Source organism: Bacteroidota bacterium, from assembly GCA_018692315.1.
In the GTDB taxonomy this organism is placed as follows: domain Bacteria; phylum Bacteroidota; class Bacteroidia; order Bacteroidales; family JABHKC01; genus JABHKC01.
In genome coordinates this window covers 1-26,252 of record JABHKC010000158.1, presented here as the reverse complement: position 1 = coordinate 26,252, position 26,252 = coordinate 1, and the positions used below count along the sequence as shown (strand labels likewise).

Here is a 26,252-nt window from a genome sequence, read left to right as displayed (position 1 = left end):
AACTCAAACTAACTTTTCAAAAAATCTAAAATTGCTGTTAATTTGTATATTTATTGAATTATTTATGTTAATCAAAATAATATCTTATGAAAAAAATATTGGTATTAATATATTTCATTTTTCTGTTTGTTGAATTTTCTTTTTCGCAAACAGAAGAAAATAGCCAAAAACAAATATTTAATGAAAAAAAGATTCCATTTCTGCTAAATTGTGAGGATTCGATTATAGCAAGTAGAATTCCGGAATTAAATATTTCTAAATACAAAAATCTAAATAAGTCAAGTTTACCTGCATTGGTTGATAATTCCACGCTGCCTTTTTTAAGACCGGTTTACAATCAGGTTGCTTTAGAATGCGGGCAAGCCAGCGGGATTGGAATGGCTTTCACCTACGAAATTAATTATAAAAGAAATACACCCGCAAATATTTCTTCAAATCAATATTCAACCCACTTTGCGTGGAATTTTGAGAACAATGGAAATAGCCAGGGAGTTAGTTTTTTCGACACTTGGAACATTGTTAAGGAATTTGGAAACCCAAATGTAGATGACTATGGAGGAACAATGTGGTATGGCGGTACAGGCAGATGGATGTCGGGCTATACCGAATATTACAATGCAATGCACAACAGAATCAAGGAAGTTTATTCTATCCCTGTTGATTCTGAAGAAGGCTTAAATGTTTTAAAAGCATGGCTTTACGACCATCTTGATGGTTCAGCAGCAGGAGGTGTTGCGAATTTTTATGGAAATGTTCCATCTTTATACACTCTTGCCAGTGGAACTCCTGAAGCTGGGAAAAATATTGTAATCAATTTTGGCGGTTCCAGCCATGCCATGACTATTGTTGGATATAATGACTCTGTTAGATACGATTATAATGGAGATGGCAACTATACAAACAACATAGACATTAACAATGATAGTAAAATTGATCTTGCAGATTGGGAAATTGGAGCTTTGAAAATGGTAAATACCTATGGAGGAGTACCAAGTTGGGGCGATGGAGGATTTACTTACATGATGTACAGAACTTTAGCTGCTGCGTACGCAAATGGAGGGATTTGGAGCAACAAAGTTTATATTCTTTATACCAAAGAAAATTCCGAACCAATGTTATGTATGCGTTTGGTTTTGAAACATGATTCGAGAAACAAATTAAAGATTTCTACAGGAATATCATTAGATACATTAGATAATTATCCTCAATATATTAAAGAATCTGCGATTTTAAATTATCAAGGCGGAAATTATTTTATGCAAGGAGGCACAACGGAAGATCAAAAAACAATAGAAATTGGGCTGGACATGTCAACTCTCTTAAATTTTGTTGATTCCAACCAAATAGCAAAATATTTCCTTTTGATAGATGAAAATGATCCTTCAAATATTGGAACAGGTGAGATAATTTCTTATTCTTTAATTGATTATACAAATTCTGCGAACGAAACTTTTTATCCAAGCAATAATATTCCTCTGATTGAGAATGGAACTACTGTTCTATCAATTGTAACAAGTGTAAACTTTAGTGAGGTAACAATCGAAAACGACACCTTATTAAAAGGTACAGTAAATGAGCCATATGAGTATCAACTTTCTGCAACTGGCGGAACACCGCCTTATGTTTGGTCGTTCAATTACGACTATGAAGTAGTAGATTCAACAGCAAGTTTTCCAAATATTTCTACTCAAGCAATCAATACTCCAAACAGTTACAATAGCTATACTTCACTGCAACTCGATTTTTCGTTTCCATTTTATGGAGAATACTTCGATGAAATATATATCCATACAGATGGATACATAATGCTTGACGAAATGCCCTCATCCTGGCCCTATCAGATGAATGCCGATTTGTTTTTCTTGAGTCACTCTTCGATTGCTCCTTTTTTGGCAGATTTAGCATTTTATTCCGGAGATGGAATTTGGTACGATGGCGATCAGAATAGTGCTACCATTAGATACAAAGCTTCAATAAGTGGTAATTCGAGCGGGACGGATCTGAATTTTGCAATAAAACTTTTTCCAAATGGTGATATAGAATTTTATTATGCAAATATGCAATACCCAAGTACTCAAAATTGGTTTTCCGGAATTTTTAAAGGTAATAATATTGATTTTCAATACTCCCAAATTTCATCAGCCCAAACAATTCAAAACGGTCATTTTATAAAATTCATAGCCTCAACATTCCCAGATGAATTGTCGATTTCTGAAGATGGCTACCTGCGTGGTTTGATTTTGCAAGAATATTTACCAACAAATCTGAAAATAAAAGTTAGCGATGCAAGCTCAATTGTGTCTTCTAAACTTTTAGAGTTCTCAACAGATGGAATTAATAGTTTACTAATTAGCGGATTTTCCGTAATTTCCGGCTCAGACAGTATTATTGAATTTGGAGAAACCGGAATTCTTTCAATAGATATAGTAAATATAGCACATTTGCCTGATTTTGATGCAAGTATGATAATATCTACAAATGATCCATATATTACATTTATTGATAGTGTTGAATATATAGGATTTATTGATACTGGATCAACAACAAGTGTTACTGCTGGTTTTACTTTTAATGTTGATAATAGTATCCCAAATGAGCACAATATTGTCTTCGATACAAAAATTTCTGCACTTTCCGATACCTCCGAAAGTCACATGGAATTGGTTGCTTATGCACCTATTCTTGAAGTTGATGATTTTGAAATAATTGATGGAAATAACAATAGTTTAGACCCAGGAGAAACAGCAACTTTAATTCTGATAGTTAAAAATAGTGGTGGAGCAAAAGTTTACAATACACTTAGCACAATTTCTTCCACTGATCCTAACATTACTATAAATAGTAATTCTGGTAATATTTTATTTATAGACGCAAATTCTACAGATACAATCTCATTTAATATTTCAGCTTCTAATTTATCACCCTTCGGTTATAATGCTGAATTCCTTACCAGTTTTGATGCCGACAATATGTATTCTGCTTCCGATATTTTTTGGATTGATATTGGGTATATTTACGAAGATTTTGAAACCGGAGACTTTTCTTCCTACCAGTGGAATTGGGGCGGCCCCACACATTGGGATTTAGATACCTTAGATGAATATGAGGGCTCTTTTTGCTCAAAATCGGGAGTTATAACCCACAATGAAGAAACATATCTTTTTGTTGAACTGAATGCACTGTCCAACGGAGAGATTAGTTTTTATAAAAAAGTTTCATGCGAAGCCGATGTAAACAATCATAATTACGATTACCTGGCATTTTTTGTTGATGGTGTAGAACAGGCCAGATGGGATGGCCAAATAGATTGGTCGCAGGAGATTTTCCCAGTGTCTGCCGGTGTTCACACGTATAAATGGACTTATCATAAAGATTATTCTGTAGATGCCGGAGAAGATTGTGCATGGATAGATTATATAACATTCCCCCCAACAAATCAGTTCATAGTAAATTCTCCAAACATTTTTGAAAACAATTTTTCGATATATAACTTCCCAAATCCTTTTTCAGAAAAAACAAATTTTGTTTTTGAATTGAATAAAAAATCAACAATTAGCCTTGATATATTTAACATCTCAGGACAAAAAGTAATTAATCTGATTAATAGTGAAGAATACCCTAATGGGAAACATAGAATATGCTGGAACGGAATAGATAATTCAGGTATTATGCAAAAAAATGGAATCTACTATTTTAAACTGCAAATTGATTATGCTTTTTACTCACAAAAAATAATTTTAATAAAGTAAATAAAAAAGGGAAAATTTAACTTCAAAAAATTTGATAACAAACTTGAAATGCTTATTTTTGCTTTCTAAGAAGAATCTTAAATGATTTCATAAAAGAATTTCAATTATATGATTGAATGAAATATTAAAAACTCTAATTAAATGATTAAAAAAGTAATAATTGCAGTCGTTGTTTTAGTTGGCACATATTTCGTTTTGGTTACCATACTTCCCGAAAAATATACTATTGAAAGAAGTATTACTATAGATGCTCCCGATTGGAGAATATATAATCTTGTTGGCGATTTTCGAAATTGGGATCAATGGAATATGGATTTTTATCATGACACTACTATAATTGCAGATTATTCTGAAAAATCAACAGGTGTTGGCTCATGGATGATATGGGAAGGTGAGCATTCTGGAAATGGGAAATATGAGATTTATAAATGCTTGTACAAAGAATACGTATATTATTATTCGTATGCAGAAGGCAAAAGCTATCCTTTGAAAGGTGAATTTTCTATTAGAAAAGCTCAAGATACTAATAAGCTTATGTGGAAATTGACCTGCACCTTAAATACATATAATCTATTCACATATTTGGGTTTTTTCATAAATGATATTTTAGATGCCGGAATTGAAGATGGACTTGAGAATATTAAATATATCTCAGAAAATTAAAAGAGTTCTTTTTTTGCATTGAAATTAGAACATAATTTTTTGCCCTTAATTATTGCAAACTAAAGTATAGCCAAATTAATTCAATAAAAAGTTAAACATTTTTTTTGTTATTTAAAAATGTTATATCTTTGCAACATTAAATAATTTAATAAACTTTTAATTTAAAACTTTAATTATGAAGAAAATTTATTTTTTAGTAGTTTCACTATTAGCTTTTAGTGTAGCTTTTTCTCAAACACTAACTTTTGAAGGTTTCGATGGAGCAACTTTTCCACCAGCAGGTTGGGTAATAGTTGATGGAGATGGTGATACATTTGAATGGATACAATCAACAGTTTGGGTAGGTATTGGTGACACTGGTTTTTGTGCTACCTCATCATCTTGGGATCCAGCAACTCAAGCACCTCTTACACCAGACAATTGGTTAATATCACCTATGGCTTCTATTGTTGAAGGCGATTCATTAGTATTCTGGATTCAACCTCAAGATCCTTCATATGAATATGAAAAATATGCTGTAATGGTTTCAACTGTAGGACAGGATATTGCTGATTTTACTACAACTCTTTTTGAAGAAGTAATTCCAACTACTGCTACTGATTGGACTGAACACAAGGTTGATATTTCTGCTTATGTAGGACAGGATGTTTATTTTGCTTTCCGTCATTATGATTGTACAGATGCTTTCTTTTTGAATCTTGACAATGTTGAAATTCGTGCAGGTATTGTTGTTCCTACAACAGTTAACGTAACTTTCACAGTAGATTGCAACTCACTTACTGATATTGATACAACTGATGTATTTTATATTGCAGGTGATTTTGCAGGATGGACAACACCAGGCGATAGCCTTGAATTAGCTTTAGAAGATGGTGATGGTGATGGTGTATATTCTGTTACTTGTGCAATTGAGCCAGGTGATTCTATATTCTACAAATATTTTAGAGGTGCCGGTTGGGACGGTGGCGAATGGGCCGGTGATCCAAACAGATCTGTTTTCGTAAATGCTGACACAACAGTTACTGACTGGTGGGGTGCATTAGCAATTGAAACAATTGTTGATAACGATATTAATATTTATCCAAATCCAACTAACAACATTTTAAATATTACAAACATTGCAAATGCAAAAGTTAGAATATTTAATATCATTGGTAAAGAAGTTGTTAGCTTAGACCAAACTTCAGATTTCACAACAATTGACATGAGCAATTTTGCAGAAGGAACATATATCGTTAAGATATTTACAAATTCAAATATTATTACAAGAAAAATTAGCTTAATTAAGTAGTTTTTTTTCTGTTTTTAACATAAAGAAAAAAGCCTCCATTTGGAGGCTTTTTTTTTTTGATTAAATTTGTGGAGTATTAACTAACCTAAAATATTGAGATATGAGAAAGTTTACAATTCTAACATTGCTAATTACCTTATCAATTCTTGTTTTCGGACAAAATAGTGTCACTTATCTACAATCAGCCAATGGTTTAATGAAGGATCGAAAATCTGCTCCGAATTTTGTAAAATCTACAAAATCAATAAGCGATACAATTTGGTACGACGATTTTTCGAATTCGGCAAATTGGACTTTTACAAATGATGGATTGGCTGGACAAGATTGGCAAATAACTACTTTCGGACCAGTTGGTTTTTATTCTGCACCATTAGGCACAATTGTTTCTTCATCAGGTGGAAATTTTGCATTATACGATTCCGATGGAATTGGTGCAACAGGTCAAGTTTCTGGAGACCAAAATGCATCGGTAGAAACTGTTTCACCTATTGACCTTTCAGGATATCAAAGTGTTGCAATAAGATTTGAACAGCTTTACAGAAGATTCCACAATGATACCTACATTGGTGTTAGCACTGATGGAACTACCTGGACTGATTTAGAAGTAAATGCAGGAGTAGAAGTTGGCAATTATGGCAATCATAATGTTGAATTGAACATAACATCACTTGCTGCCAATCAGCCCCAAGTTTGGATTCGTTTCAAATATTTTGGCGAATGGGATTATGCATGGATGGTAGATGATGTAGCAATAATAGATGCACCTGCCAACGAACTTGTTTTAGAAAAAATTTGGATTGATTTTGATGGAACCGGATTTTATTCTATGATACCAGACTCTCAATCAAATCATCAGGATTTTATTGTTGATACTATCAGATACGTAGTTTTTAATAATGGTGGACTTACTCAGACAAACATATCGCTTACAATGGATGTTAATAGCGGACTATATTCTTTTACAAGTCCAATTGTTGATTCCTTAATTTCCGGAGCAAGAGACACATTCCAATTTATTATTGACTTTATTCCACAAGGAGTAGATGTATATAGTGCTACATTTTTAATAACCCAAGATAGCACAGACGAAGTTCCGGATAATAATTTCCAAATAATTGATATGGAAATAACAAACTATGAATATGCAAGAGATTTGAATTATTCATACGACTCTGGTCCCAAGAGGTATCTTGATGGTATTGATGGCGATGCAATAGGTACACAATTTTGGGTTTACAATAGTCAGGAAGTAAATTCAATATCTGTGTATATTGCTGAAAATTCTGATCCTGGAACAACAATCAGAGGTTTAGTACTAGAATTTACTTCAGCAGGATTTAATGAAATTCTTACTACTCAGGAACATTCAATAGAGCCCGGTGAACCTGGAACCTGGCTAAATTTGCCTATTGAAAAAGATGGAGCATCAGAATTTATAGACTCAGCCAATATGTATATTGCTGCAATTGAATGTTATTGGGGAAATGATTCATTATATATTGGTGCAGATAATATTAGCCCAACTTGGTGGCTCGCAGGAAGACTAAGATTAGGTGGAGCCGGAAACGACGATTGGTCTTGGGCCAACGAAGTCCCAATGATAAGACTAAACTTTGAAGGATTTGTTTTTCCTCAGATCCTCGAAATTGTTAATAATGCTCCAAATTCAATAGTTGTTGACAGTTTATATACATATACTCCAGAAGCTATTGGAGGAACAGGCAATTATACTTTTACCTGCCCAACAAAACCTGCATGGTTAAACTGGGATGGGACTACTCTTTCCGGAACTCCTACAGTAGCGGACATTGGCAATGGCGATGTTGAGATAGAAGTTTCAGATGGTGTGATAAGTGATACCTATTCTTATACTATTAGTATTATTAGTAGTGTTCAAGAAATTGAAAATTTGATTGCTGTCTATCCAAATCCTGTAAAAGAAATTATTAATATAAGAAATGCCGATAATTCTAATATACGAATTTTTAATATTGAAGGTAGAGAAATTTTAAATATTGAAAATGCAAGAAATACACTTTCAATAGACGTTTCATATTTATCGGAAGGATTATATTTTATGAAAATTACTAAAAACCATCAAATCTTTACAAAAACCATCAATATTTATAAATAATTAGGATCAATATTTCATAACTTTTTACTTACAATATCAACTAACCAAAATTTTATTTATCATGAGAAAAGCTTTATTATTAATTGGGTTGTTCATTTTTTCTACATATAGTTTTGCACAACATCAACAATTTGATGTAGGATTATCAAAAAAAATGAAAAAAGAGTTTTCAAAATCATTGCAAAAGCAGAAATCTACAAAAGCTCCCGGAGATATAATCTGGTTTGACGATTTTTCAGATTCTACAGATAATTGGGTAATTTACAATAATGTAGGAAACGGTCAAGACTGGGTTATAACTACCGATGGTCCTGTAGGTTCTTATTCTGCCCCAATGGGAGCAATGGAATCTACTTCCGGCGGAAAATTTGCACTTTATGATTCAGATGGAATAGGATCATCAACTGGCACACAAGATGCGTATATTTCTACAATTCAATCTATTGACTTATCAAATTATTCGAATGTGGCCATACAATATGAGCAGCTATACAGACGATGGGAGGAGCAAACATACATAGGTATTAGTACTAACAATGTAGATTGGGATTATATTGAAGTAAATGCAAGCTTATCTCAATCAGTTACAGTTTACGAAACTATTGAAGTAAATATTTCCTCATTTGCTGCAAATCAATCTACTGTTTGGATTAGGTTTTGGTATTTTGGGGGATGGGATTATGCATGGATGATTGATGATGTTGCCGTCGTAGAAGGAGCAAATAACGAATTGATGATAGGAGATATTATTCCTGTTTTCGATGGTTTGGGTTTTTATTCCATGATCCCAACTTATCAGGCAGACCATGCAGAATTTGACGTTTCCTTTGGTTCGATGGTAACTAACAACGGAATTTTCGAGCAAACAAACGTAAAATTGAATGTGAATGTGAATAATGGCTTATATGATGTAACAGGAGATTCAACAATTACTTGTTTGCCTGATAATACCGATTCTTTGGGTATCGACAGTGTTTTTGTCCCACCTATAGCAATGGAAGAATACGAAATGGTATTTACTGTTATGCAAGATTCCGTTGATCAGTTACCCGATAATAATTCAGATACAATCTCATTCGAACTAACTGATTATGTATATGCAAGAGATAAATATCATTCAGGAACTAATGGTCCGGCGCAATATATTGATGGTATTGATGGTGATGCAGTAGGTGTTCAATTATGGGTATATAATAGCGATGAGGCAAGTTCTATTTCAGTTTATGTTACTTCTGGCTCGTCGCCGGGAACCACTATTATTGGAAAACTGTTGAAAAACGATAGTACAACTTATGAAGTTTATAATGAATTATTAACTACGCAAGAACATGTCATAATGCCAAACGAACCTGGTACTTGGATAACTTTAGATTTTGAAAAAGATGGTTCTTCCGAATTTCTTGAGGAAGGATTCTTCTACATTGCAGCATTTGAATGCTACTGGGGAAATGATGATTTGTATTTTGGAGGTGATGCAACAGGTCCACATGACTTCCCATATTCTTCAAGAGCTAGAGTAGGAGGCGCAGGAAATGACGATTGGGGCTGGGGTAGCGGAAGTGTGCCAATGATAAGACTTAATTTTGAAGGATTTCTGGCACCACTTGTAATCATAACAATTCCGGATACTTTAGTTGTCGAAGGCGAACTATACTCATATTTAATGGAAACTTTTCATGCCAACGGAACTTTAACTTTTGAAATTGTTGATGGTCCTGCCTGGTTAAGTGTTACCGATAATGGAGACGAAACTGCAACTTTCTCCGGCACACCCGGAAACGATGATGCCGGAAGTTATGAAGTGTCTTTTTCTGTAAATGATGGTATTTCTACTATTACTCAGGATTTTACACTTTGGATAGAAGACAATGGTTTAAGTGTAGAATCTATCGAAAAGGAAATCTATATTTATCCAAATCCGAGCACAGGAATCATTTCTTTCAATAATATTAAAAATTCGGAGGTTTTTGTTTTCAATATTTTTGGTGAATTAGTGAAAACTTTCAAAAATGTTTCAGCGAATACTCAAATTGATATATCAGACCTTTCGCAAGGAAACTATACAGTGAAACTTATTTCAAAAAATAATATATACACTGCCAAATTAAGTTTGTTTAGTGATAAAAAATAATTGATACAGTTTTTTCGATTTAAAATGCAGAGATAATGACTATTACTTTATCTCTGCATTTTTTGTTTTTAATATTTTGTGAGAATATATTTCTATCAAAATACAAATTAATTTGAAATAAATGAAAACATTGATAATTGTTGCAAACCCAAGAGAAGATAGTTTTTCTTTTGCAATTGCAAATAAATTTAAAGAATTAGCTATTGCTCAAAAATTTGAAGTTGATGTGATCGACCTTTACAAAACCGAATATCAGCAAGCATTTTATACTTTTAAGGATTTCACAAATGTAGAACCAACCGCAGAAATGAAATATTTTCAAGGCAAAATCTCAGAAGCCAACGAATTAGTTTTTGTATTTCCTTACTGGTGGGGGAGTATGCCAGCTATTTTAAAAAACTTCATTGATTGGAATTTTTCACGAGGATTTGCTTTTTCATACAAAAATTCTAAAGCGGAAGGATTACTTACCGGTAAAACCGTGAAAATTTTTACAACTACCGGAGCACCATCATCTTATTACAATATAAATGGAGCAAACAACAGATTAAAAAAAATGCTTCAAAAACAATTTGTTGAATTTTGTGGAATGAAGTTGGAATCTTGTAACATTTATGGAGGTGTAGGTAAAAGCAAAACCAATACTGCCGACATTCTAAATTCAATAAGGCTTTAAAGCAAGTCAAAAGTTTCAAATCTTTCCATCATCTGCAAAGCTGAAATAAGAATCTTCGGTAACAATTATATGGTCTAAAACAGAAATGTCAAATAAATTTCCGATTTCAACAGCTTTGTCAGTAATTGCAATATCCGATTTGCTCGGATTAATATTTCCCGAAGGATGATTATGACAAAGAATTATTGACGATGCTAAATTTTCTATTGCATATTTAAAAATGATTTTGTTGTCGATAAAAGTTCCTGAAACACCGCCTTGACTAATTTTTCTTCGTTCAATTATTTTGTTGGCTCTATTTAAAAATAGAACCCAAAATTCTTCATGAGTCAAATCCGAAAGAATTGATTGAAAATATTCTGCAACATCCTGGCTTTTTGTAATTTTCTCTTTATTAATAATTTCTGATAGTTTTCTCCTTTGCCCCAGCTCTAATGCAGCAACAATTGTTACAGCTTTTGCTTCCCCAATTCCTTTATTTTTTTGTAGTTGAGCTATCGAGAGTTTTCCTAATTCTTTGAGGTCGTTGTTTGAGTTTTGCAAAATCTTTTTAGAGAGATCAACTGCCGATTCATTTCTTGTGCCAGAACCTATCAATATAGCAATAAGTTCGGCATTGCTTAAACTATTTATTCCTTTTGACAATAATTTTTCTCGCGGACGATCTTCAATTGCCCAATTTTTTATTCCGAAATTTTTAGATTCATCCATTTTAGTTCTTTAATTGAAACAAGCTTAAATATTTCAAGCTCCCGAATCGCAAATATAGAAATAAAAAAAACCGTTGTGGTTGAACACAACGGTTTTAGTTATTTTTTTAATCGTCAAATTATTCCACGACGGAACAAGAAATATTTTTTACATATTACTAATATGCTTGAATAAACCGGATTTCAGATTTGCGGCTTTATTTTTATGAATTATATTTCGTCTTGCAACTCTATCAATCAAAGACACAACTTTTTGTATGGATTCCTCGGCAGCCTTTTTGTCTTTCTCGGCTCGTAAATTCCTAATTGCATTTCGCATTGTTTTTGCATAATATTTATTGTGCAATCTTCTTGTTTCATTTTGCCTAATTCTTTTTAAAGCCGATTTATGATTTGCCATTTTTTAATTTCAATTTATAATAAAAAAAAACTCAGTAGTCCGTAGGGGAATCGAACCCCTGTTACCAGGATGAAAACCTGGCGTCCTAACCCCTAGACGAACGGACCATTTTCAATAATTTTGGATTGCAAAAATACAAAATATTTTTTTCTACCAAATTTATTTTATAAAAAATTTCATATAAAATAAATATTTTTTAATGTGCAGAAATACAGGTGATTAGACGTATTGTTTATTGATTAGGTAGTTTTTTACATAATCATCTATCCCTTTTTCTAACGAAAAAAAGGATTTTTTATAGCCAATGTCTCTTAATTTTTCCATTTTTGCTTCAGTAAAATACTGATATTTTTCTCTAATGTCTTTAGGAGTATCAATAAAACTAATTTTGATATCGCAGCTCATGGCTTCGAAAGTGTTTTTTACTAAGTCTTTGAAAGTGCGAGCTTTACCTGTTCCAAGATTGTAAATGCCTGAATTTTTTCTTTTATCGAATAAAAAATAAATTACATCTGCTACATCTTTAACATAAATAAAATCTCGTTTTTGTTCACCATCTTTAAAGTCTTGAATATGAGAGCGAAAGAGTTTCATTTCGCCACTTTTTTTTATTTGATGAAAGGCATGAAAAATTACCGAAGCCATTCTGTTTTTATGAAATTCGTTGGGTCCATATACATTAAAAAACTTCAATCCTGCCCAAAATGGAGGAGCATTTTTTTGTTGTAAAACCCACTTGTCGAACTCATTTTTCGATTCTCCGTACGGATTAAGTGGTTTCAGTTTTTCTATGATTTCATGATTGTCTGAATATCCAAATTCTCCCATACCGTAAGTTGCAGCAGATGAGGCATATATTAGCGGGACATTGTTCTCTACACAATTCTTCCAAATTTCTTTCGAGTAATTTAAATTAAGTTTATCAAAAACAGATTTGTCGAATTCAGCAGTATCAGTTCTCGCTCCAATATGAAAAATGAATTCTACTTTTTTCTTATTGTGTTGTAACCATTCAAAGAATTTTTCTCTATCAATGCAGTCTTGAATATTTTTTCCATCAAGGTTTTTTTTGTCTGTTTTCCTATCAAAATCATCTACAGCAACTATGTTTTCAAAACCCATTTCATTAAGTTTCCAAATAAGATTACTTCCTATAAAACCTATTGCACCAGTTACTATTAATAATTTTTTCATGCCAAATCGAATATCTAAAAAATTGCTAAATTTACACAAGTTTTATTTCAAATTTACAATAGTGAAAAATATTTTACTTATGCGCCATGCTCATGCAAAAATGGGTGAAGGTATTAACGATTTTGATAGAGAATTATCACAAACTGGAATAGATGAGGCAAATTTTATTGGCGATGAATTAAATGCAAAAAAAGTTGTTGTCGATAAAATTATTTCATCTTCAGCGAAAAGAGCGAAAAAAACAGCTGAACTAATTGTAGAAAAATGCAGTAATTCTAAAACCTTAGATTTAAAAGATTATTTGTATCTCGCCGAAATTGATGTTTTGTTTGAAGAAATTCAAAATTTGCCGGAGCAATGCAAAACGGTTTTATTAGTTGCACACAATCCAGGAATTAGTGAATTAGCAATTTCTCTTTTGTCGGGTTTAGGAAATATTTATATGCCCACAGCCACAATAATTTCTATTGGCATAAAGAAAAAAAGCTGGAAAAAACTTATTCCAAAAAAAAACAAACTCATTTTTTCGGTTTCGCCGGAGATTTCATGAATAATCATTTTTATATTTAAAACAGACAGAAATGAAAAAAATCTATACAATAATATTATTGATTAGTCTGGCAAATTTGAGTGTTTTGTTTGCTCAATTTGCTGAAAACAATAATTTCAATTGTTTTTCGATTTTAGCAGGAAAAAATGCTACGATTGATAATTCTGTAATTTTTGCACACAACGAGGACGATTATGGAACAAATTTAGTAGATTGGTACAAAGTTCCTCGAATTAGTTACGAAAAAAATAAAAAATTAACCCTCGTTAATGGAGCTAAAATTGAGCAAGTCAGGCAAACATATTCCTACATTTGGATGCAAATGCCTGGATTTAAATTCTCCGATACATATATGAATGAATTTGGGCTCACTGTAGCTTCAAATAGTTGCCCATCGAAAGAAAAAAACGGAGAATTGCTTGATGGAGGAATTGGCTTTTATCTTCGTAGAATTATGGTGGAGCGTGCAAAAACTTCGCGTGAAGCTGTGAAAATTGCAGGAAAAATTGTTGAAGAAGTTGGATATTCTTCATCGGGTCGCAGCTATTGCATTGCCGATGCCAACGAGGCATGGATTATGTCGGTAGTTCAGGGAAAACATTGGGTAGCTCAGCGAATTCCAGACAACGAAATTGCAATAATTCCAAACTACTATGTTATTGAAGAAATTGATCTCAACGACAGTATGAATTTTCTTGGTTCAGCAGATATTATTGATTATGCAATTGAGCGAGCGTGGTATGAACCCAGTGAAAATAAGCCGTTTAATTTCAGATTAGCTTATGGGAAAGTTTCAGTATTGGAATCGAAATCGAATATTTCAAGAAAATGGCGTGCCATGAATTATTTTTCAAAAAAAGAATACGAAATTGATAGTGATTTTCCTTTCTCATTTGTTCCAAAACAAAAAGTTTCAATCCAAGATTTAATGTTGGTTTTGCATGATCATTATGAAAAAGGCAAAGTTGAAGATATTTCTCATAAGGATGATTTGATGAGAATCTGTTCTGAAACCAACCAGTATGGATTTGTTGCCCAATTGAGAAATTCAATGCCTTCGGAGATTGGATGTGTTTTGTGGATAGCCCCACGCCGACCTTGCGTTCAGGCATTTGTTCCATGGTATTGTGGCATTTCCGAAATTCCTAAAGGTTTTTCTAAAGGAAATTTTGAAAATGCTCTTTTGCATCATTTCGAATATATAGGTGGAGCCTACGAAAAAGACGAGATTCATTCGTTTTGGAAATTTGTTGATTTTGTAGATGACACAGAAAATTATTCGCAAATATCCCTCTCAGAAGTTAAAAAGAAGAAAGCGGAATTTGAAGATAAAATTATTTCAAATCAAAGTTCTTTTGAAAAAGAGGCTTTAGAAATTTTCAAAAAAGATAGGAAAAAAGCTATAGCTATTATCAATAATTACACAAAAAAAAGTATTACTAAAGCAATACAGTTGATTGAAAAAGAGTATTAATAGAATTTTAAATCAACTTGGCTTACACTTTTTTTCAGAAATAATTTGCAATAAATTCATCCAAAATGTCAAAAACTTTCAAATACATTCTAATTTTCACAAGCATAATAATTGTTTGCTTTATTCTTTGGTATTTTATTTCAATTGTGAGTTATATTCTGATTGCCGCCATTTTTTCACTTATTGGTCAGCCATTAGTTAAACTTTTGTCTAAAGTCAAAATTAGAAAGCTTAAGATTTCGCAATCTTTATCTGCAGGAATAACTTTATTAGTAATTTGGGTGTTGATTTTTACATTTTTCAGAATATTTGTCCCGATAATTGCAAATCAAGCAAGTGATTTATCTTCTATTGATGCAAATTCATTTGTCGAAAAACTGGAGCAACCTATCGAAAAACTGGAAGATATTTTAGGACAATTTAATAGTTCGGAAGAAGCTGCATTTTCGTTTGAGGATTATATAAGGGAAAAAATTGTTTCTGTTTTAAAAATATCATATTTATCTGATTTTTTGAATTTTATAGTTGGCACTCTTGGAGATATTTTCATTGCTATTTTTGCTATTTCTTTCATTTCATTTTTTTTCCTGAAAGATGATAAATTGTTTTTTAATGGCATTTTCCTTTTCATTCCTGAAAATATTGAAGAAAATGTTCGAAATATTATTCATTCGGTTCAGAAATTATTAATTCGTTATTTCATTGGAATTGGTATTGAAGTTTGTTTAATAATGATTTTGATTACAATAGGATTATCTATTGTAGGATTGAAATTGCAAACGGCTTTAGTCATTGGGCTTTTTGTCGGATTGATGAATATTATTCCTTATGTGGGACCAATTATAGGTGCTGCTTTTGGAATAATTCTCGGAATAGCCACAAACTTAGATGCAAATTTTTACACAGAACTATTACCCATGATTGGATATATGGCAATTGTTTTTATTTCGGTTCAACTAATCGACAATGTTTTTTTTCAACCGCTAATTTATTCGAATAGTGTGAATGCTCATCCATTAGAGATTTTTTTGGTAATTATGATGGCTGGTAGCCTTGCGGGAATTACAGGAATGGTTTTAGCGATTCCTGCATACACAATTTTAAGAGTCATTGCAAAAGAGTTTTTCAATCAGTTTTCTTTAGTTAAGAAACTTACGAAAAATGTTTAATTTATCAATTTTGGATATATGACTCTCAGATATATTTGTCTCAGTATTTACTTTAGCTGTAGCAAAAACAAAGTGATTATTGAAAAAGAAATTTCTAATTTCAATTTTCAGAAAGTTACTTCAACAGATTTTTAATACCTTTGTATTGATGTATAATTTTTAGTAATAGATAATGAATACTCAACATATAATAGTGCATCCGGCAAACCAACAAGAAATTAGTGTTTTGCAAGCATTTTTTAAAGCATTAAAAATTAAGTTCGAATTTGCACAGGAATCACCTTACGACCCAAAGTTTGTGGCCAAAATTGAAGAAAGTCGCAAACAAGTAGCTGAAGGCAAGACTGAAAAAATAGATCTTGACGATATATGGAAATAGAATATACACCACAATCGAAAGAGGATTTGCATTTTGGGAAAAAATCTAACAAAATTGCTGTTTTGAAGAAAATTCGCATACTCTTAGAAGTCATTGTTCAAAATCCATATGAAGGTATTGGAAAACCTGAAGCATTGAAGTTCAATCTTACAGGATGCTGGTCTCGCAGGATAAACAAAGAACATCGTATTGTGTACGAAGTATTTGACGATAGGATTATTGTGCATTCACTTAGGGGACATTACTAAAGAAATACAGTTAGTTTAATGGTAAAGCATTACAAAACGAACACTGAAGTTCCAATTTTGAGTATCCAATTTCAAAATTCAAATTTCCGTTTGCCGCCCAAAAAAATGTACAATTAAATACAAAACTATAATCGATAGGGGAAATATAATTAGTGAGCTAAATCCAAAAGCTGAAGGAATAGTTCCAAAAATCAAAGAAACTCCACCAACTGTCAAAGCATATGGCAACTGAGTTTTTACATGATCAATATGATTGCAAGAGCTTGCAAGCGAACTAAGAATTGTTGTGTCGGAAATTGGTGAGCAATGATCTCCAAGAACAGAACCGGCTAACACACAGGATACTACATTGTAAAAAATTAAGATTGAAGTATCATAATCTAAACCATATTCTACAGAAATCAGCCAACTTGTAGGCAAAATCAGAGGATACAAAATTGCCATAGTTCCCCAGGACGAACCTGTAGAAAATGAAATAAGTGCAGCCATTATAAAAGTAAAAGTTGGCACAAAATATGGCGACAAATTAATATAAATTAAGCTACTCGAAATAAAATCGGCAGTATGCAAATGCTCTGTAACTAAAGCCAGCGACCATGCAAGCACTAAAATCACAATTGCAGTCATCATAGTTTTGAAGCCGTTCAACAAACTTTCAGTAACTTCCTTGATGTTCAATATTTTTTGCGTAGTTGATAAAAATGCAGCGACCAAAACGCCTAACAATGAAGACCATAAAAGTGCACTATATGAATCTGAGCCTCCAATAATTTCCGATAATTTTGTGGAAAATCCTATCGCTTCATTATTCCAAATCTCAGCATTCCAGCCACTGTAAATAAGCCCGATGAAAGTTCCAAATATCACAATCAAAACAGGAATAACTGCATTATACCAGCGAGCTTTTGCTTTTACAGAAATTTCAAAATCGCCAAAAGTCTGCGAATCGCTTTCAGGTGAACTTGCAATAACTTCAGCTTGTCTTGCTTTTTTTTCTGCATGAAGCATAGGTCCAAAATCCTTTTTCTTAAATATTAAAATAGGAATAAAAATCAAAGCAAGAATTGGATAAAACGAATAAGCAAGCGAATTGAAAAACACATTATATGCCCCTTCTGAAATTCCTATTTTGCTGATTCCGTCTTCTATATATCCTAATTCGGCTCCAATCCAGGTTGTTACAAACGCAATTGCAGCTATTGGAGCAGCCGTGCTATCAACAATATAGCTAAGTTTCTCTCGTGAAATTTTCAGCTTGTCGCTAACTTGTCGCATTGTATTTCCTACAACAAGTGTGTTTGCGTAGTCGTCGAAAAAAATTGCAATTCCCAAAAGCCATGTAACAAATTGCCCGGAACGCGGACTATTAGCGTATTTCGAAAGAATATCGACAACTCCCTTCATGCCGCCATTTTTGGTAATAATGTTGACCATTCCTGCAATTAAGAGCGAAAAAACAATGATTGATAAATGCCCCGAATCATTTAAGGACTCGAGAATATATGTGTCGATAATTGCAAAAATTCCTTTGAAAATTGCCAGAAAAATGGATTGCTCGGCATGATAATAAATAATTGAAGTTCCAACAAAAATGCCGATGAATAGTGCAGTGAAAACTTCTTTAAAAAGCAAAGCAATAATAATTGCAATTAATGGTGGTAAGACCGAGAGCCATAATTCAATTGGATGAACAGTTTGTGAAAATGAAAAATTTTCAATTTTAATCGAAATTTGCTCATCAATAAATTTATGCTTGATAGAAAAAAAACCGTTTTCAAATGGTGGATTTTGAAATTCAATATTATTGATGAAAATTTTTGTAGAGTTCGATTTTATTCTCTGAATTAAGTCTGTGTTTTCAATTTTGATTTTTATTTCAGCCTCAATACCTTTAATAATTATTGTTGGAAATTCTACATCAATGTTGCCGAGATTTTGTGCGGAATTTTCGTTGGCCGCAAAACCATAATAGTTTAAAAATAGAAAAAGTAAAATTAAAGAAATAAAGCCCTTGCAAAAAGGACACATTTTTTTTGGTAAAAATCTAATGGTTTCGCAAAGTTTTTTGTTTTTAAACGAAATCACTTTTTCTATTTTTTCAAACATCTTCAATAATAAATTATTTTAGAGAATTGTTAGAATATTACACCTGTTTAATTTCAAATTCCCTTTTCGCCCTGTTATACAAATTATTATACTTTGTTTTGAAAGGTCGGTTTTTTAAAGTATATTTAAAGGAAATTCTAACTTCATTGATTGCAGGACCTTTATTTTCCTGAAAAAATGGAGTTAGCATATATGTAAATCCAAGGCTTATATTTTTTGGATTTTGGCTAATCATAAAGCCAATACCAATTTTTTCTTTGTTCAGACAGAAGTTTTTGAAGTCTTTGTTCGTAACTATAATTTCGTGTTTTTCATTTTCATCGAAAAATTTTCGCTTATGCTTGCCCGACAAATAATAATCGAAGAAAAAACTAAATGAAATGTAATACTTGTCCACCCAAATGTTCAGGTTTATTGGAGCAAACAAAGTCCCAGTTACAAGTTTACTTTTGCCGTAGCCAAAAAATTTATTTACATAATCGTGCTCGCTGTCCGGATCCTCAAATACATTAATTTGATTGTTAGTTTTTTCAAAAATAAGATTTTGCGAAAATTTATATTTGTTGATTGCAATTCCTAATCCACAGCTCAGGTTGATTTTTTCGTTCCCGATGGTAACAATATCGAGAGAGAAGCGTCCCGAAAATAAATCGAGAATAAATCCGCTGCCAAATCCCGAAATGGTGGTTTTGAAAAGATTGGCATCTTTACCAATAAAAAAATTGTAAGCAAATGGGCTATCAATTCTTGCTTGCTGCCAGTATCTTACATTTGTTTTTTCTTGAGCTTCTATTTCAAAAGCAAATAAAATTGAGATTATTAATAAAATGAAACACGTTTTTTTTATCATTGAATGTCTTATTAAAAAATCTAACTTCTACTTTTTAAACCTAAGTGAAATTTATATAAGTAGGCAAAATTATATTTAGCCGAACCTCCACGTTTGTATGTTTTTTTGATTATACCATTACTTATCAATAAATTTTCTAACTTTTCAATAGTATAATTAAGTAAATATTTATTGTCTTTATTGTCTTCTAATATCATTTGTAAAAGATTATATAATTCACTGCTTGTTAAGCTATGTTTTTTCAATCCTGTTGCAGGTCGCAATTTTTTAATGAAATTAAATATGATTTTAAGAGGTTTGTTTCCTTCTGTATTACTTGCCAAATCGTTAAAATATTCTTCAACACATTTTTCCCTGACCTTTGCATTTGCAAAATAAGTATAAGATAAAACAGGGGAATATTTTTTCAAATCTCTTTGGTTCTCATAAACTCTTTCAATAGCAAGGTTTAACATACTAAGAAAAGGTCTGATACTTATTGTATCATCTGCGTTTCGCAAATTACTAAAGAACCAATCATAAGTATTTGTTCCATATTTCGAGAAGCTAACAAACTTGCCAAAAAATACATTTACTAATGGACGAAGAATTTCGTAATTTAATGGTAAGTGGCTATCATGTTTTTCTATTATATCTTTAATCTCCTTAATATATTTTGAATTTATATTATATATGCCCTTATAATATTCTATTATTGAGAGGAAATCTTTTTTGCTTTTTGCTAAAATTTGTTTAAAAAGCAGTGCAAATAACTCATCTTTTTTCCATTCTAAATTAATTGAATGTGTTTGGCTTAAATTACCAAAATTTGTTATTCCAACAATTTTATTATACAAATCTGTTCTGGCAAATAACTTAGGTAATATCCTTGAAAAAGGATTGAATTTCCAATAATTAAATAATTGAGCTATTGCATAACCGGTTTCCCAATATTCAGGTGCTACAATTTCATCTAAATAATCATAACAAGCAAAAATATAAGAATTTGTTTTTGCTAATTCATTATCCCAAATTTTTAAGTCTTCTTCAATCAAATTATATTTTGTATTATCATTTATAAGGAATTTAAAATCATCGGCTATTGAATTATCGTTTGGGTTAGCATATCTGACGTATTTTTCTAATTCTTTATTCGTTTTGAAGCCAAATTCATCATCTTTATTTGCTAATAGTATTGATTTCCATAAGTATATAATCCAAAACCTATGAAAAAAGAATTTTACATTGTCTCTTTCAATTGTAAATTTATCTATTTTAAAAAAGTTTTCTTTTTTTCTATTCCGTCTTATAACATTTACAAATTTATAATCGCCTTTTCTATTTGCTAATTTTTTTAAAGTTGTAAGAGCAATATCATTTTGTAATGATTTATAAAATAGAGTTTTTCCAGTTCCCTTACTTGCTAATATTAGAAATTTATCAATATTGAAAATATTAAGCATCACATTACGATAATAAAATCTGTTTTTGTAGTCAAAATCTATATCTTCACTAAATAGCTCTTTACAATATGGATGTAATTCTTTTAAGATATTTATTTTTGTTTCCCAAATGACTTCTTTTTGTTCAATTATTTTTTCTTTTGAGCATGTTGAATGATAGCTTTCTATTAATTTTTCAAATAACTCTTCATACGAATTGAATTTTTTTTCTCTAATTAGTTTAATAAAGTTTTTATCGGTTGATTTATCAAAGTTGCTTCCAAGTTTTTTAAGTATTGAGTTTTCTTCAATGCCAGCAAATGTATAAGGAACCGGACCTTCACCTGTATCGTAATATTCGGCAATTGCATCTAATTGATTTTTTAAATACTCAGCTCTTTCATAATCAGAACTTATAGAATTAACTATTACAAGGTTTTGGTTCAATTTATTTTCTACTAATTTTTGAAATAAAAAATGAATGCTTGGTTCAGACTGACTTTCCTCTCTAAAAAAACCAACTAAAGTATCTGCTAAAAAAATACCAAGAGTTCCTAAAATATCATTAAATCCAGTACGAGCATCAATTAGTATTATATCAAAGTTAAAATCATCATGTTTCTGTAAATCATCGAATAAATTATTAAAATTATTTATAATATTTTTGGGATTAGAAAATTCTAATTTAGACAAAGCTTCAAGGTAGTGAGATAAATGTGTATTATATGATGAAAGACTCTTTTCTTTTAGCTTCATATTATCAATAAAATACTCATCGTTGGTTGCTAAGTTGCCGGCCGGCATAATATAAATAGTTCCACCCTTGTTTTCGGTATTTGAATATTTATTATCTGCTTGTATTAGATAATTTTCGACTCGAATATTTTTATTGAACTTTTTATTTTGAATATACTCAACTAATCCACCATGTCTTTGAGATATTTTATCATCTGTAATGTCAAAAAAATTAGTAAATCCGGGTGCTTCCAAGTCACTATCAATAATTAATACTTTTAAGCCTTGATGATATGCACAGTGCATTGCAAAACTAGCAAGTGTTGTAGTTCGCCCCATTCCTCCTTTATAACTGTAAAAAGTGTAAATTGGGGCTTTGTTTTTTTTAGTTAAGTTAGATAAATAATTATTATCAAAAGAATTAAACCTTTGCTTGTAACCAAAATCAATCTTTTGAGAATTACTAAAAATGTAATCATAAGAATCTTTCTCTTCTTCTGTAAATTCTTCTATTATTATATTTTCATCTTCAGTAATTTTATAATCTATCTTTTTCCTATATTCATTGGAAATTAGTTTTATATATATATGTAAGCCTAAATCATTATTAAAATGAATTCGATAATCTGAAATTTTATCTTCATTTTTTTCAATGATATAAACTGTTTGACGAATTTTTATTATTGGTAAGAGCATATTGTCCTTAATTTTAATGTTCTATTATAATGTCTTTTTATTTTATTTACAAACTTAAATAGAAAATATTTATAATCGTTTAACAGGTTTTGTTCGAATATTAGGTCTCTGATATTTTTTGGTGGTTTAATGTATCTGTAATCAGGTCTCCAACTTTCATAAAGAGTTTGAAAATGTATGTTTTTATTAGTCTCATGATGAAATAAATACGGTGTTCTATTATCAAGAATTGGGATTTCATTTATTCTTGATGAATTGAAGCCTGATATTTCACGTAAGAATTTAATTTTTTCTGTTGTTGCATGTTGGTCTTCTGCAAATAATCCTTTAAATTTTACCTTCCCGTGTGGTTGTAGATTTGAATTTCCAAAGTATTTTACATTTTTTTGGAGAAGGTCTGCATCTTCATTTTTTTCATCTATTTCTATACCGATTGCATAACACAAAGAACTTTCGATAATATAACCACTTAGATAATACATCTCGTGCATTATTTTTCTTTTGTCAGTTTCATTTTTTAAATAATATCGACTTTGAATATCTATGCGTTTTGATAGTTCTTTATAACTAGCCAGATGCATTTCGGCTGCACAGATATAATCAATATATTTGGTTGTTTCATATGATATTTTTTTCATTAATTGGTTTTGTTAAATTCTTGCTATAAGTTTGTATTCATAATTGTCTTGAATTCAATGAGAGCAAAAAATATTTTGAGCATTAATTATTGAAAGCGAAACTAATAATATTTGCTCCCATTTGTAAAGCTTTTAATCGTATTTCCTCCGAATCGTTATGAACTTCTCTATCTTCCCAGCCATCGCCCAAGTCGCATTCGTATGTGTAGAAACATACTAATTTCCCTTCATAGAAAATCCCAAAACCCTGCGGTGGTTTATTGTCGTGCTCGTGAATTTTTGGAAGCCCGTTCGGAAAACTGTATTCCTCCTTATAAATTGGTTCAGAAAACGGAAGTTCTACAAATTCGGCTTCTGGAAAAACACTTTTCATTTCACGCCGCACAAATTCGTCCATGCCGTAATTGTCGTCGATATGTAAAAATCCGCCTGCAATCAAATAGTTCCTGAGATTTTCAGTATCTTTTTGCGAAAAAACAACATTGCCGTGGCCAGTCATATGTACAAAGGGATAGTTGAAAATTTCGGGGCTACCAACTTCAATTGTAGCATATTCGCGATTGATATTTGTTTTTAGGGTTTGGTTACAGAAATCTATCAAATTTGGTAAGGAAGTTGGGTTTGCATACCAATCTCCGCCTCCGCTATATTTCAAAAGTGCAATTTTTACGCTTGTTTTTTGTGCAACAAGATTTTCAGACACAACAAAAAAAACAAAAAGCAACAAAACAATTTTTATTTCTCTAAACGAAATTATTTTCATAAAAAATAGAATTAATTTTTCAACAAAGATATACTTTTGAATTGCTTTTATAAAACTTTGTATTCGTTGTCGAAATCTTAACTTATCATTAAAAAAATTGTATCTAATCAGTGTTGTGAAAAGATATGGATTGTAAATAATTCCTTATTATTCTTTGTGCCACTTTGTGCCTCTCTGAGCAACTTTGTGTAATAGCTGTTTTACAAAAAATCACAAAAATCCCGATAGCTACCGGGGCTGAGTTTCACATAGAGGAAGTATATAATAACTTCAAGTTTCTGACACTGATTACTTACAAAGAATCAATAATTTGCATACCTTTGTATTACATATCAAAATTAACATTTCAATAATGAAAGATTATCAAAAATTGATATTCTACATAATATTTATACTTGTTTTTTCATCCTATCTTTCAGTAAGCCAGACTAATTATTTTATTTCAATTGATACAAAAGTTATTGATGCTACGGCGGGAACTTATAGCAATATTAAACCTGGCGACACTGTATTTTTAGAAAAGGGAATCAGAGAATATTTATTAATAAAAAATCTAAAGGGGAAAGAAGATTCGCAGATAGTTTTTATAAATCATCAAGGTTTGGTAGATTTTGATTCTGAAAGTTTTTATGGTATTTCTTTTCGGGGCTGTTCGCATATAAAACTTACTGGTAGTGGCACGAGCACCAGAAAATATGGAATAAGAATTTCTCGCCTCGAAGCTGAAAATAGTGTTGGAATACCAATTGAAGATTTGAGTAGCGATATTGAAGTAGAATTTGTGGAAATCTCAAATTGTGGATTTGCAGGAATTCTTGCAAAGTCTGATCCCGATTGGTCTTTGGCTTCGGTGCGAGATTCGTTTACGCTGTACAATACAGTACTTCACGATTTATATATTCACGATGTTGGCGGCGAAGGAATTTATTGTGGATATAGCAAATATGAGGGTGTACAATTAGTAAATAATGGAGAAAGTATGTATGTTTATCCTCACTTGTTGAAAGGAGTACAAATTTATAATAACAGGATTGAGCGGACAGGTTGGGATGGAATTCAGGTGAGTTCTGCGACAGAAAATTGTAATATCTTCAACAACACAATAATAAATGACAGTAGAAAAGAAAATTCAACTGAAATGAGTGGAATAATTCTTGGTGGTGGCTCAAAATGCGAATGTTATAATAATAAAATTTTGTATGGAAAGGGAACCGGAATTTTAGTTTTTGGTTTGGGCGGAACAAAAGTTTATAATAATTTGATAGTGAACCCAGGCTCAGATTATCATCCGGGCGACATCAACCAACGGCAGCATGGAATTTATTTTTCTAACAAAAGCACCGAAAAAGATTCGAGCTACTATTTTTTCAATAATACGATAATTAATCCAAAAACTGACGGTATTAGAATAAACGATACTGTGAGCAGTGGCAATCGTGCATACAACAATATAATTGTGAATCCGGGAGCTTTCCGCGAATATGAAACCGGAAATACTTCGACTACAAGTTTGGATGCCTATATCAGAATAACTAAGTCGAGTGTTGATATTGACACAGCAAGAAATTTTTTCACACGAAATCTTGAAGATGTTCATTTTGTAAATCCGTTTGCTGAAAACTATAATCTGCAAGAAAGTTCCGGCCTGATAGACAAAGGATTGGATTTGTCTCCTTATGGAATTTTTAACGATAACGAAAACAATTTGCGTCCACAAGGAATGACTTTCGATATAGGGGCTTATGAAAGCCCTTACTCAAATCCGGAAATTTTCCCGGAGAAAGTCGAATTATTTCAGGTTTCCTTAAATCAGATTAGTCAGAATTTCGAAGTAGATTATGCGATCAATGAAGATACACATGTCAATTTGTACCTAAAAGATAGCTGTGGCAGAAAAGTTGAAACTTTACAAAATAACCTGTTTCAAAATAAGGGAGCATATACTATTGAATTTTCAATTGAAAAATACGGTTCAGAGACGCTTTTTTGTGTGCTTATGATATATGATGAAAAGATTGTTCAGAGGATTATTCCTGCAAAATAATATTTTTATTGTAACTAATCAGCCTGTTTAAAGTGTTGAATCTATGATTGTTGTGAAATTTATTTTAAGTATAAAGAACGCTAAGTCATTGACTAAAGTTTCCTTAATTTTTCAATTCAAAACTTCTCTACGCTACAATTAACAAAGCATAACGAATTTTCAGAAGTGGAAGTTACCTTTTTATAAAAAGGAGTCTCAATAATTGTATATTTACTTGACTAAAAATAAAAC

General features: G+C 31.5%; 20 protein-coding genes and 1 tRNA gene. 12 read left to right on the top strand and 9 right to left on the bottom strand.

The window, feature by feature from the left end; all coding sequences use genetic code 11:
• Positions 1–86 precede the first annotated feature (86 nt).
• The 6 genes from HN894_12050 (at position 87) to HN894_12025 (ending at position 10,644) form a co-directional block, all read left to right on the top strand.
• Positions 87–3,749 carry a T9SS type A sorting domain-containing protein gene (locus HN894_12050; protein ID MBT7144052.1) on the top strand — a complete coding sequence of 1,221 codons (3,663 nt, stop codon included), beginning with the start codon at positions 87–89 and terminating at the stop codon, positions 3,747–3,749.
• Positions 3,750–3,890: 141 nt separating this feature from the next.
• Positions 3,891–4,412 carry a hypothetical protein gene (locus HN894_12045; GenBank protein ID MBT7144051.1) on the top strand — a complete coding sequence of 174 codons (522 nt, stop codon included), beginning with the start codon at positions 3,891–3,893 and terminating at the stop codon, positions 4,410–4,412.
• A gap of 175 nt (positions 4,413–4,587) precedes the next feature.
• Positions 4,588–5,703, top strand: a complete 1,116-nt coding sequence (locus HN894_12040) for a T9SS type A sorting domain-containing protein (protein MBT7144050.1) — start codon at positions 4,588–4,590, stop codon at positions 5,701–5,703.
• Between the two features lie 100 nt (positions 5,704–5,803).
• Positions 5,804–7,837 carry a T9SS type A sorting domain-containing protein gene (locus HN894_12035; protein MBT7144049.1) on the top strand — a complete coding sequence of 678 codons (2,034 nt, stop codon included), beginning with the start codon at positions 5,804–5,806 and terminating at the stop codon, positions 7,835–7,837.
• A 61-nt stretch (positions 7,838–7,898) separates the two neighbouring features.
• Positions 7,899–9,968, top strand: a complete 2,070-nt coding sequence (locus tag HN894_12030) for a T9SS type A sorting domain-containing protein (protein MBT7144048.1) — start codon at positions 7,899–7,901, stop codon at positions 9,966–9,968.
• A gap of 121 nt (positions 9,969–10,089) precedes the next feature.
• The gene (locus HN894_12025; protein ID MBT7144047.1) at positions 10,090–10,644 is read left to right on the top strand and encodes an NAD(P)H-dependent oxidoreductase; all 555 of its coding nucleotides are present in this window, start codon (positions 10,090–10,092) and stop codon (positions 10,642–10,644) included.
• 15 nt (positions 10,645–10,659) lie between these two features.
• Here the strand turns inward: HN894_12025 and radC are convergent, their stop codons facing one another.
• The 4 genes from radC to rfaD form a co-directional block, all read right to left on the bottom strand.
• Complete coding sequence (radC, locus tag HN894_12020) at positions 10,660–11,355, bottom strand: DNA repair protein RadC (protein MBT7144046.1); 696 nt, start codon at positions 11,353–11,355, stop codon at positions 10,660–10,662.
• Between the two features lie 147 nt (positions 11,356–11,502).
• Positions 11,503–11,754: a 30S ribosomal protein S20 gene (locus HN894_12015; GenBank protein MBT7144045.1), complete on the bottom strand. Its 252-nt coding sequence runs from the start codon at positions 11,752–11,754 to the stop codon at positions 11,503–11,505.
• Positions 11,755–11,789: 35 nt separating this feature from the next.
• Positions 11,790–11,861, bottom strand: a tRNA-Glu gene (locus HN894_12010).
• Between the two features lie 112 nt (positions 11,862–11,973).
• A complete protein-coding gene (gene rfaD, locus HN894_12005; GenBank protein MBT7144044.1) occupies positions 11,974–12,948 on the bottom strand; it encodes an ADP-glyceromanno-heptose 6-epimerase in 975 nt (324 codons plus the stop codon).
• Positions 12,949–13,009: 61 nt separating this feature from the next.
• On the opposite strand from rfaD, the gene HN894_12000 reads away from it, so the two are divergent.
• The 5 genes from HN894_12000 (at position 13,010) to HN894_11980 (ending at position 16,768) form a co-directional block, all read left to right on the top strand.
• A complete protein-coding gene (locus HN894_12000; protein ID MBT7144043.1) occupies positions 13,010–13,498 on the top strand; it encodes a hypothetical protein in 489 nt (162 codons plus the stop codon).
• Positions 13,499–13,529: 31 nt separating this feature from the next.
• Positions 13,530–14,972, top strand: coding sequence for a hypothetical protein (locus tag HN894_11995; GenBank protein ID MBT7144042.1), 1,443 nt, complete (start codon positions 13,530–13,532; stop codon positions 14,970–14,972).
• A 65-nt stretch (positions 14,973–15,037) separates the two neighbouring features.
• Positions 15,038–16,141 (top strand): AI-2E family transporter, encoded by a 1,104-nt coding sequence (locus HN894_11990; GenBank protein ID MBT7144041.1) that lies wholly within the window; start codon positions 15,038–15,040, stop codon positions 16,139–16,141.
• A gap of 172 nt (positions 16,142–16,313) precedes the next feature.
• Positions 16,314–16,520 (top strand): hypothetical protein, encoded by a 207-nt coding sequence (locus HN894_11985; GenBank protein ID MBT7144040.1) that lies wholly within the window; start codon positions 16,314–16,316, stop codon positions 16,518–16,520.
• Positions 16,511–16,768 (top strand): Txe/YoeB family addiction module toxin, encoded by a 258-nt coding sequence (locus tag HN894_11980; protein ID MBT7144039.1) that lies wholly within the window; start codon positions 16,511–16,513, stop codon positions 16,766–16,768. The genes HN894_11985 and HN894_11980 overlap by 10 nt, the downstream gene beginning before the upstream one ends.
• Before the next feature lie 78 nt (positions 16,769–16,846).
• Here HN894_11980 and HN894_11975 read toward each other — a convergent pair whose 3' ends face one another.
• The 5 genes from HN894_11975 to HN894_11955 form a co-directional block, all read right to left on the bottom strand.
• A complete protein-coding gene (locus HN894_11975) occupies positions 16,847–18,880 on the bottom strand; it encodes a Na+/H+ antiporter NhaC family protein (protein MBT7144038.1) in 2,034 nt (677 codons plus the stop codon).
• 31 nt (positions 18,881–18,911) lie between these two features.
• On the bottom strand, positions 18,912–19,724 hold the full coding sequence (locus HN894_11970) for a hypothetical protein (protein ID MBT7144037.1): 813 nt from the start codon (positions 19,722–19,724) through the stop codon (positions 18,912–18,914).
• A 20-nt stretch (positions 19,725–19,744) separates the two neighbouring features.
• On the bottom strand, positions 19,745–22,576 hold the full coding sequence (locus HN894_11965) for an AAA family ATPase (protein ID MBT7144036.1): 2,832 nt from the start codon (positions 22,574–22,576) through the stop codon (positions 19,745–19,747).
• Positions 22,561–23,214: a hypothetical protein gene (locus HN894_11960; GenBank protein ID MBT7144035.1), complete on the bottom strand. Its 654-nt coding sequence runs from the start codon at positions 23,212–23,214 to the stop codon at positions 22,561–22,563. The genes HN894_11965 and HN894_11960 overlap by 16 nt, the downstream gene beginning before the upstream one ends.
• Positions 23,215–23,296: 82 nt before the next feature.
• On the bottom strand, positions 23,297–23,977 hold the full coding sequence (locus HN894_11955; GenBank protein ID MBT7144034.1) for a DUF4159 domain-containing protein: 681 nt from the start codon (positions 23,975–23,977) through the stop codon (positions 23,297–23,299).
• Between the two features lie 352 nt (positions 23,978–24,329).
• Here HN894_11955 and HN894_11950 point away from each other — a divergent pair, with 352 nt between their 5' ends.
• On the top strand, positions 24,330–26,021 hold the full coding sequence (locus HN894_11950; protein ID MBT7144033.1) for a right-handed parallel beta-helix repeat-containing protein: 1,692 nt from the start codon (positions 24,330–24,332) through the stop codon (positions 26,019–26,021).
• The last annotated feature ends 231 nt before the right edge of the window (positions 26,022–26,252 follow it).

Bases quoted from the DNA above. Each gene is read 5' to 3' on its own strand.
- HN894_12035 (MBT7144049.1), top strand. From the start codon at position 5,804: ATGAGAAAGTTTACAATTCTAACATTGCTAATTACCTTATCAATTCTT.
- HN894_11980 (MBT7144039.1), top strand. From the start codon at position 16,511: ATGGAAATAGAATATACACCACAATCGAAAGAGGATTTGCATTTTGGG.
- rfaD (MBT7144044.1), bottom strand. From the start codon at position 12,948: ATGAAAAAATTATTAATAGTAACTGGTGCAATAGGTTTTATAGGAAGT.
- HN894_11985 (MBT7144040.1), top strand. From the start codon at position 16,314: ATGAATACTCAACATATAATAGTGCATCCGGCAAACCAACAAGAAATT.
- HN894_12015 (MBT7144045.1), bottom strand. From the start codon at position 11,754: ATGGCAAATCATAAATCGGCTTTAAAAAGAATTAGGCAAAATGAAACA.
- HN894_11950 (MBT7144033.1), top strand. From the start codon at position 24,330: ATGAAAGATTATCAAAAATTGATATTCTACATAATATTTATACTTGTT.
- radC (MBT7144046.1), bottom strand. From the start codon at position 11,355: ATGGATGAATCTAAAAATTTCGGAATAAAAAATTGGGCAATTGAAGAT.
- HN894_12025 (MBT7144047.1), top strand. From the start codon at position 10,090: ATGAAAACATTGATAATTGTTGCAAACCCAAGAGAAGATAGTTTTTCT.
- HN894_11955 (MBT7144034.1), bottom strand. From the start codon at position 23,977: ATGAAAATAATTTCGTTTAGAGAAATAAAAATTGTTTTGTTGCTTTTT.
- HN894_11995 (MBT7144042.1), top strand. From the start codon at position 13,530: ATGAAAAAAATCTATACAATAATATTATTGATTAGTCTGGCAAATTTG.
- HN894_11965 (MBT7144036.1), bottom strand. From the start codon at position 22,576: ATGCTCTTACCAATAATAAAAATTCGTCAAACAGTTTATATCATTGAA.
- HN894_12050 (MBT7144052.1), top strand. From the start codon at position 87: ATGAAAAAAATATTGGTATTAATATATTTCATTTTTCTGTTTGTTGAA.
- HN894_12040 (MBT7144050.1), top strand. From the start codon at position 4,588: ATGAAGAAAATTTATTTTTTAGTAGTTTCACTATTAGCTTTTAGTGTA.
- HN894_12045 (MBT7144051.1), top strand. From the start codon at position 3,891: ATGATTAAAAAAGTAATAATTGCAGTCGTTGTTTTAGTTGGCACATAT.
- HN894_11970 (MBT7144037.1), bottom strand. From the start codon at position 19,724: ATGATAAAAAAAACGTGTTTCATTTTATTAATAATCTCAATTTTATTT.
- HN894_11960 (MBT7144035.1), bottom strand. From the start codon at position 23,214: ATGAAAAAAATATCATATGAAACAACCAAATATATTGATTATATCTGT.
- HN894_12030 (MBT7144048.1), top strand. From the start codon at position 7,899: ATGAGAAAAGCTTTATTATTAATTGGGTTGTTCATTTTTTCTACATAT.
- HN894_11990 (MBT7144041.1), top strand. From the start codon at position 15,038: ATGTCAAAAACTTTCAAATACATTCTAATTTTCACAAGCATAATAATT.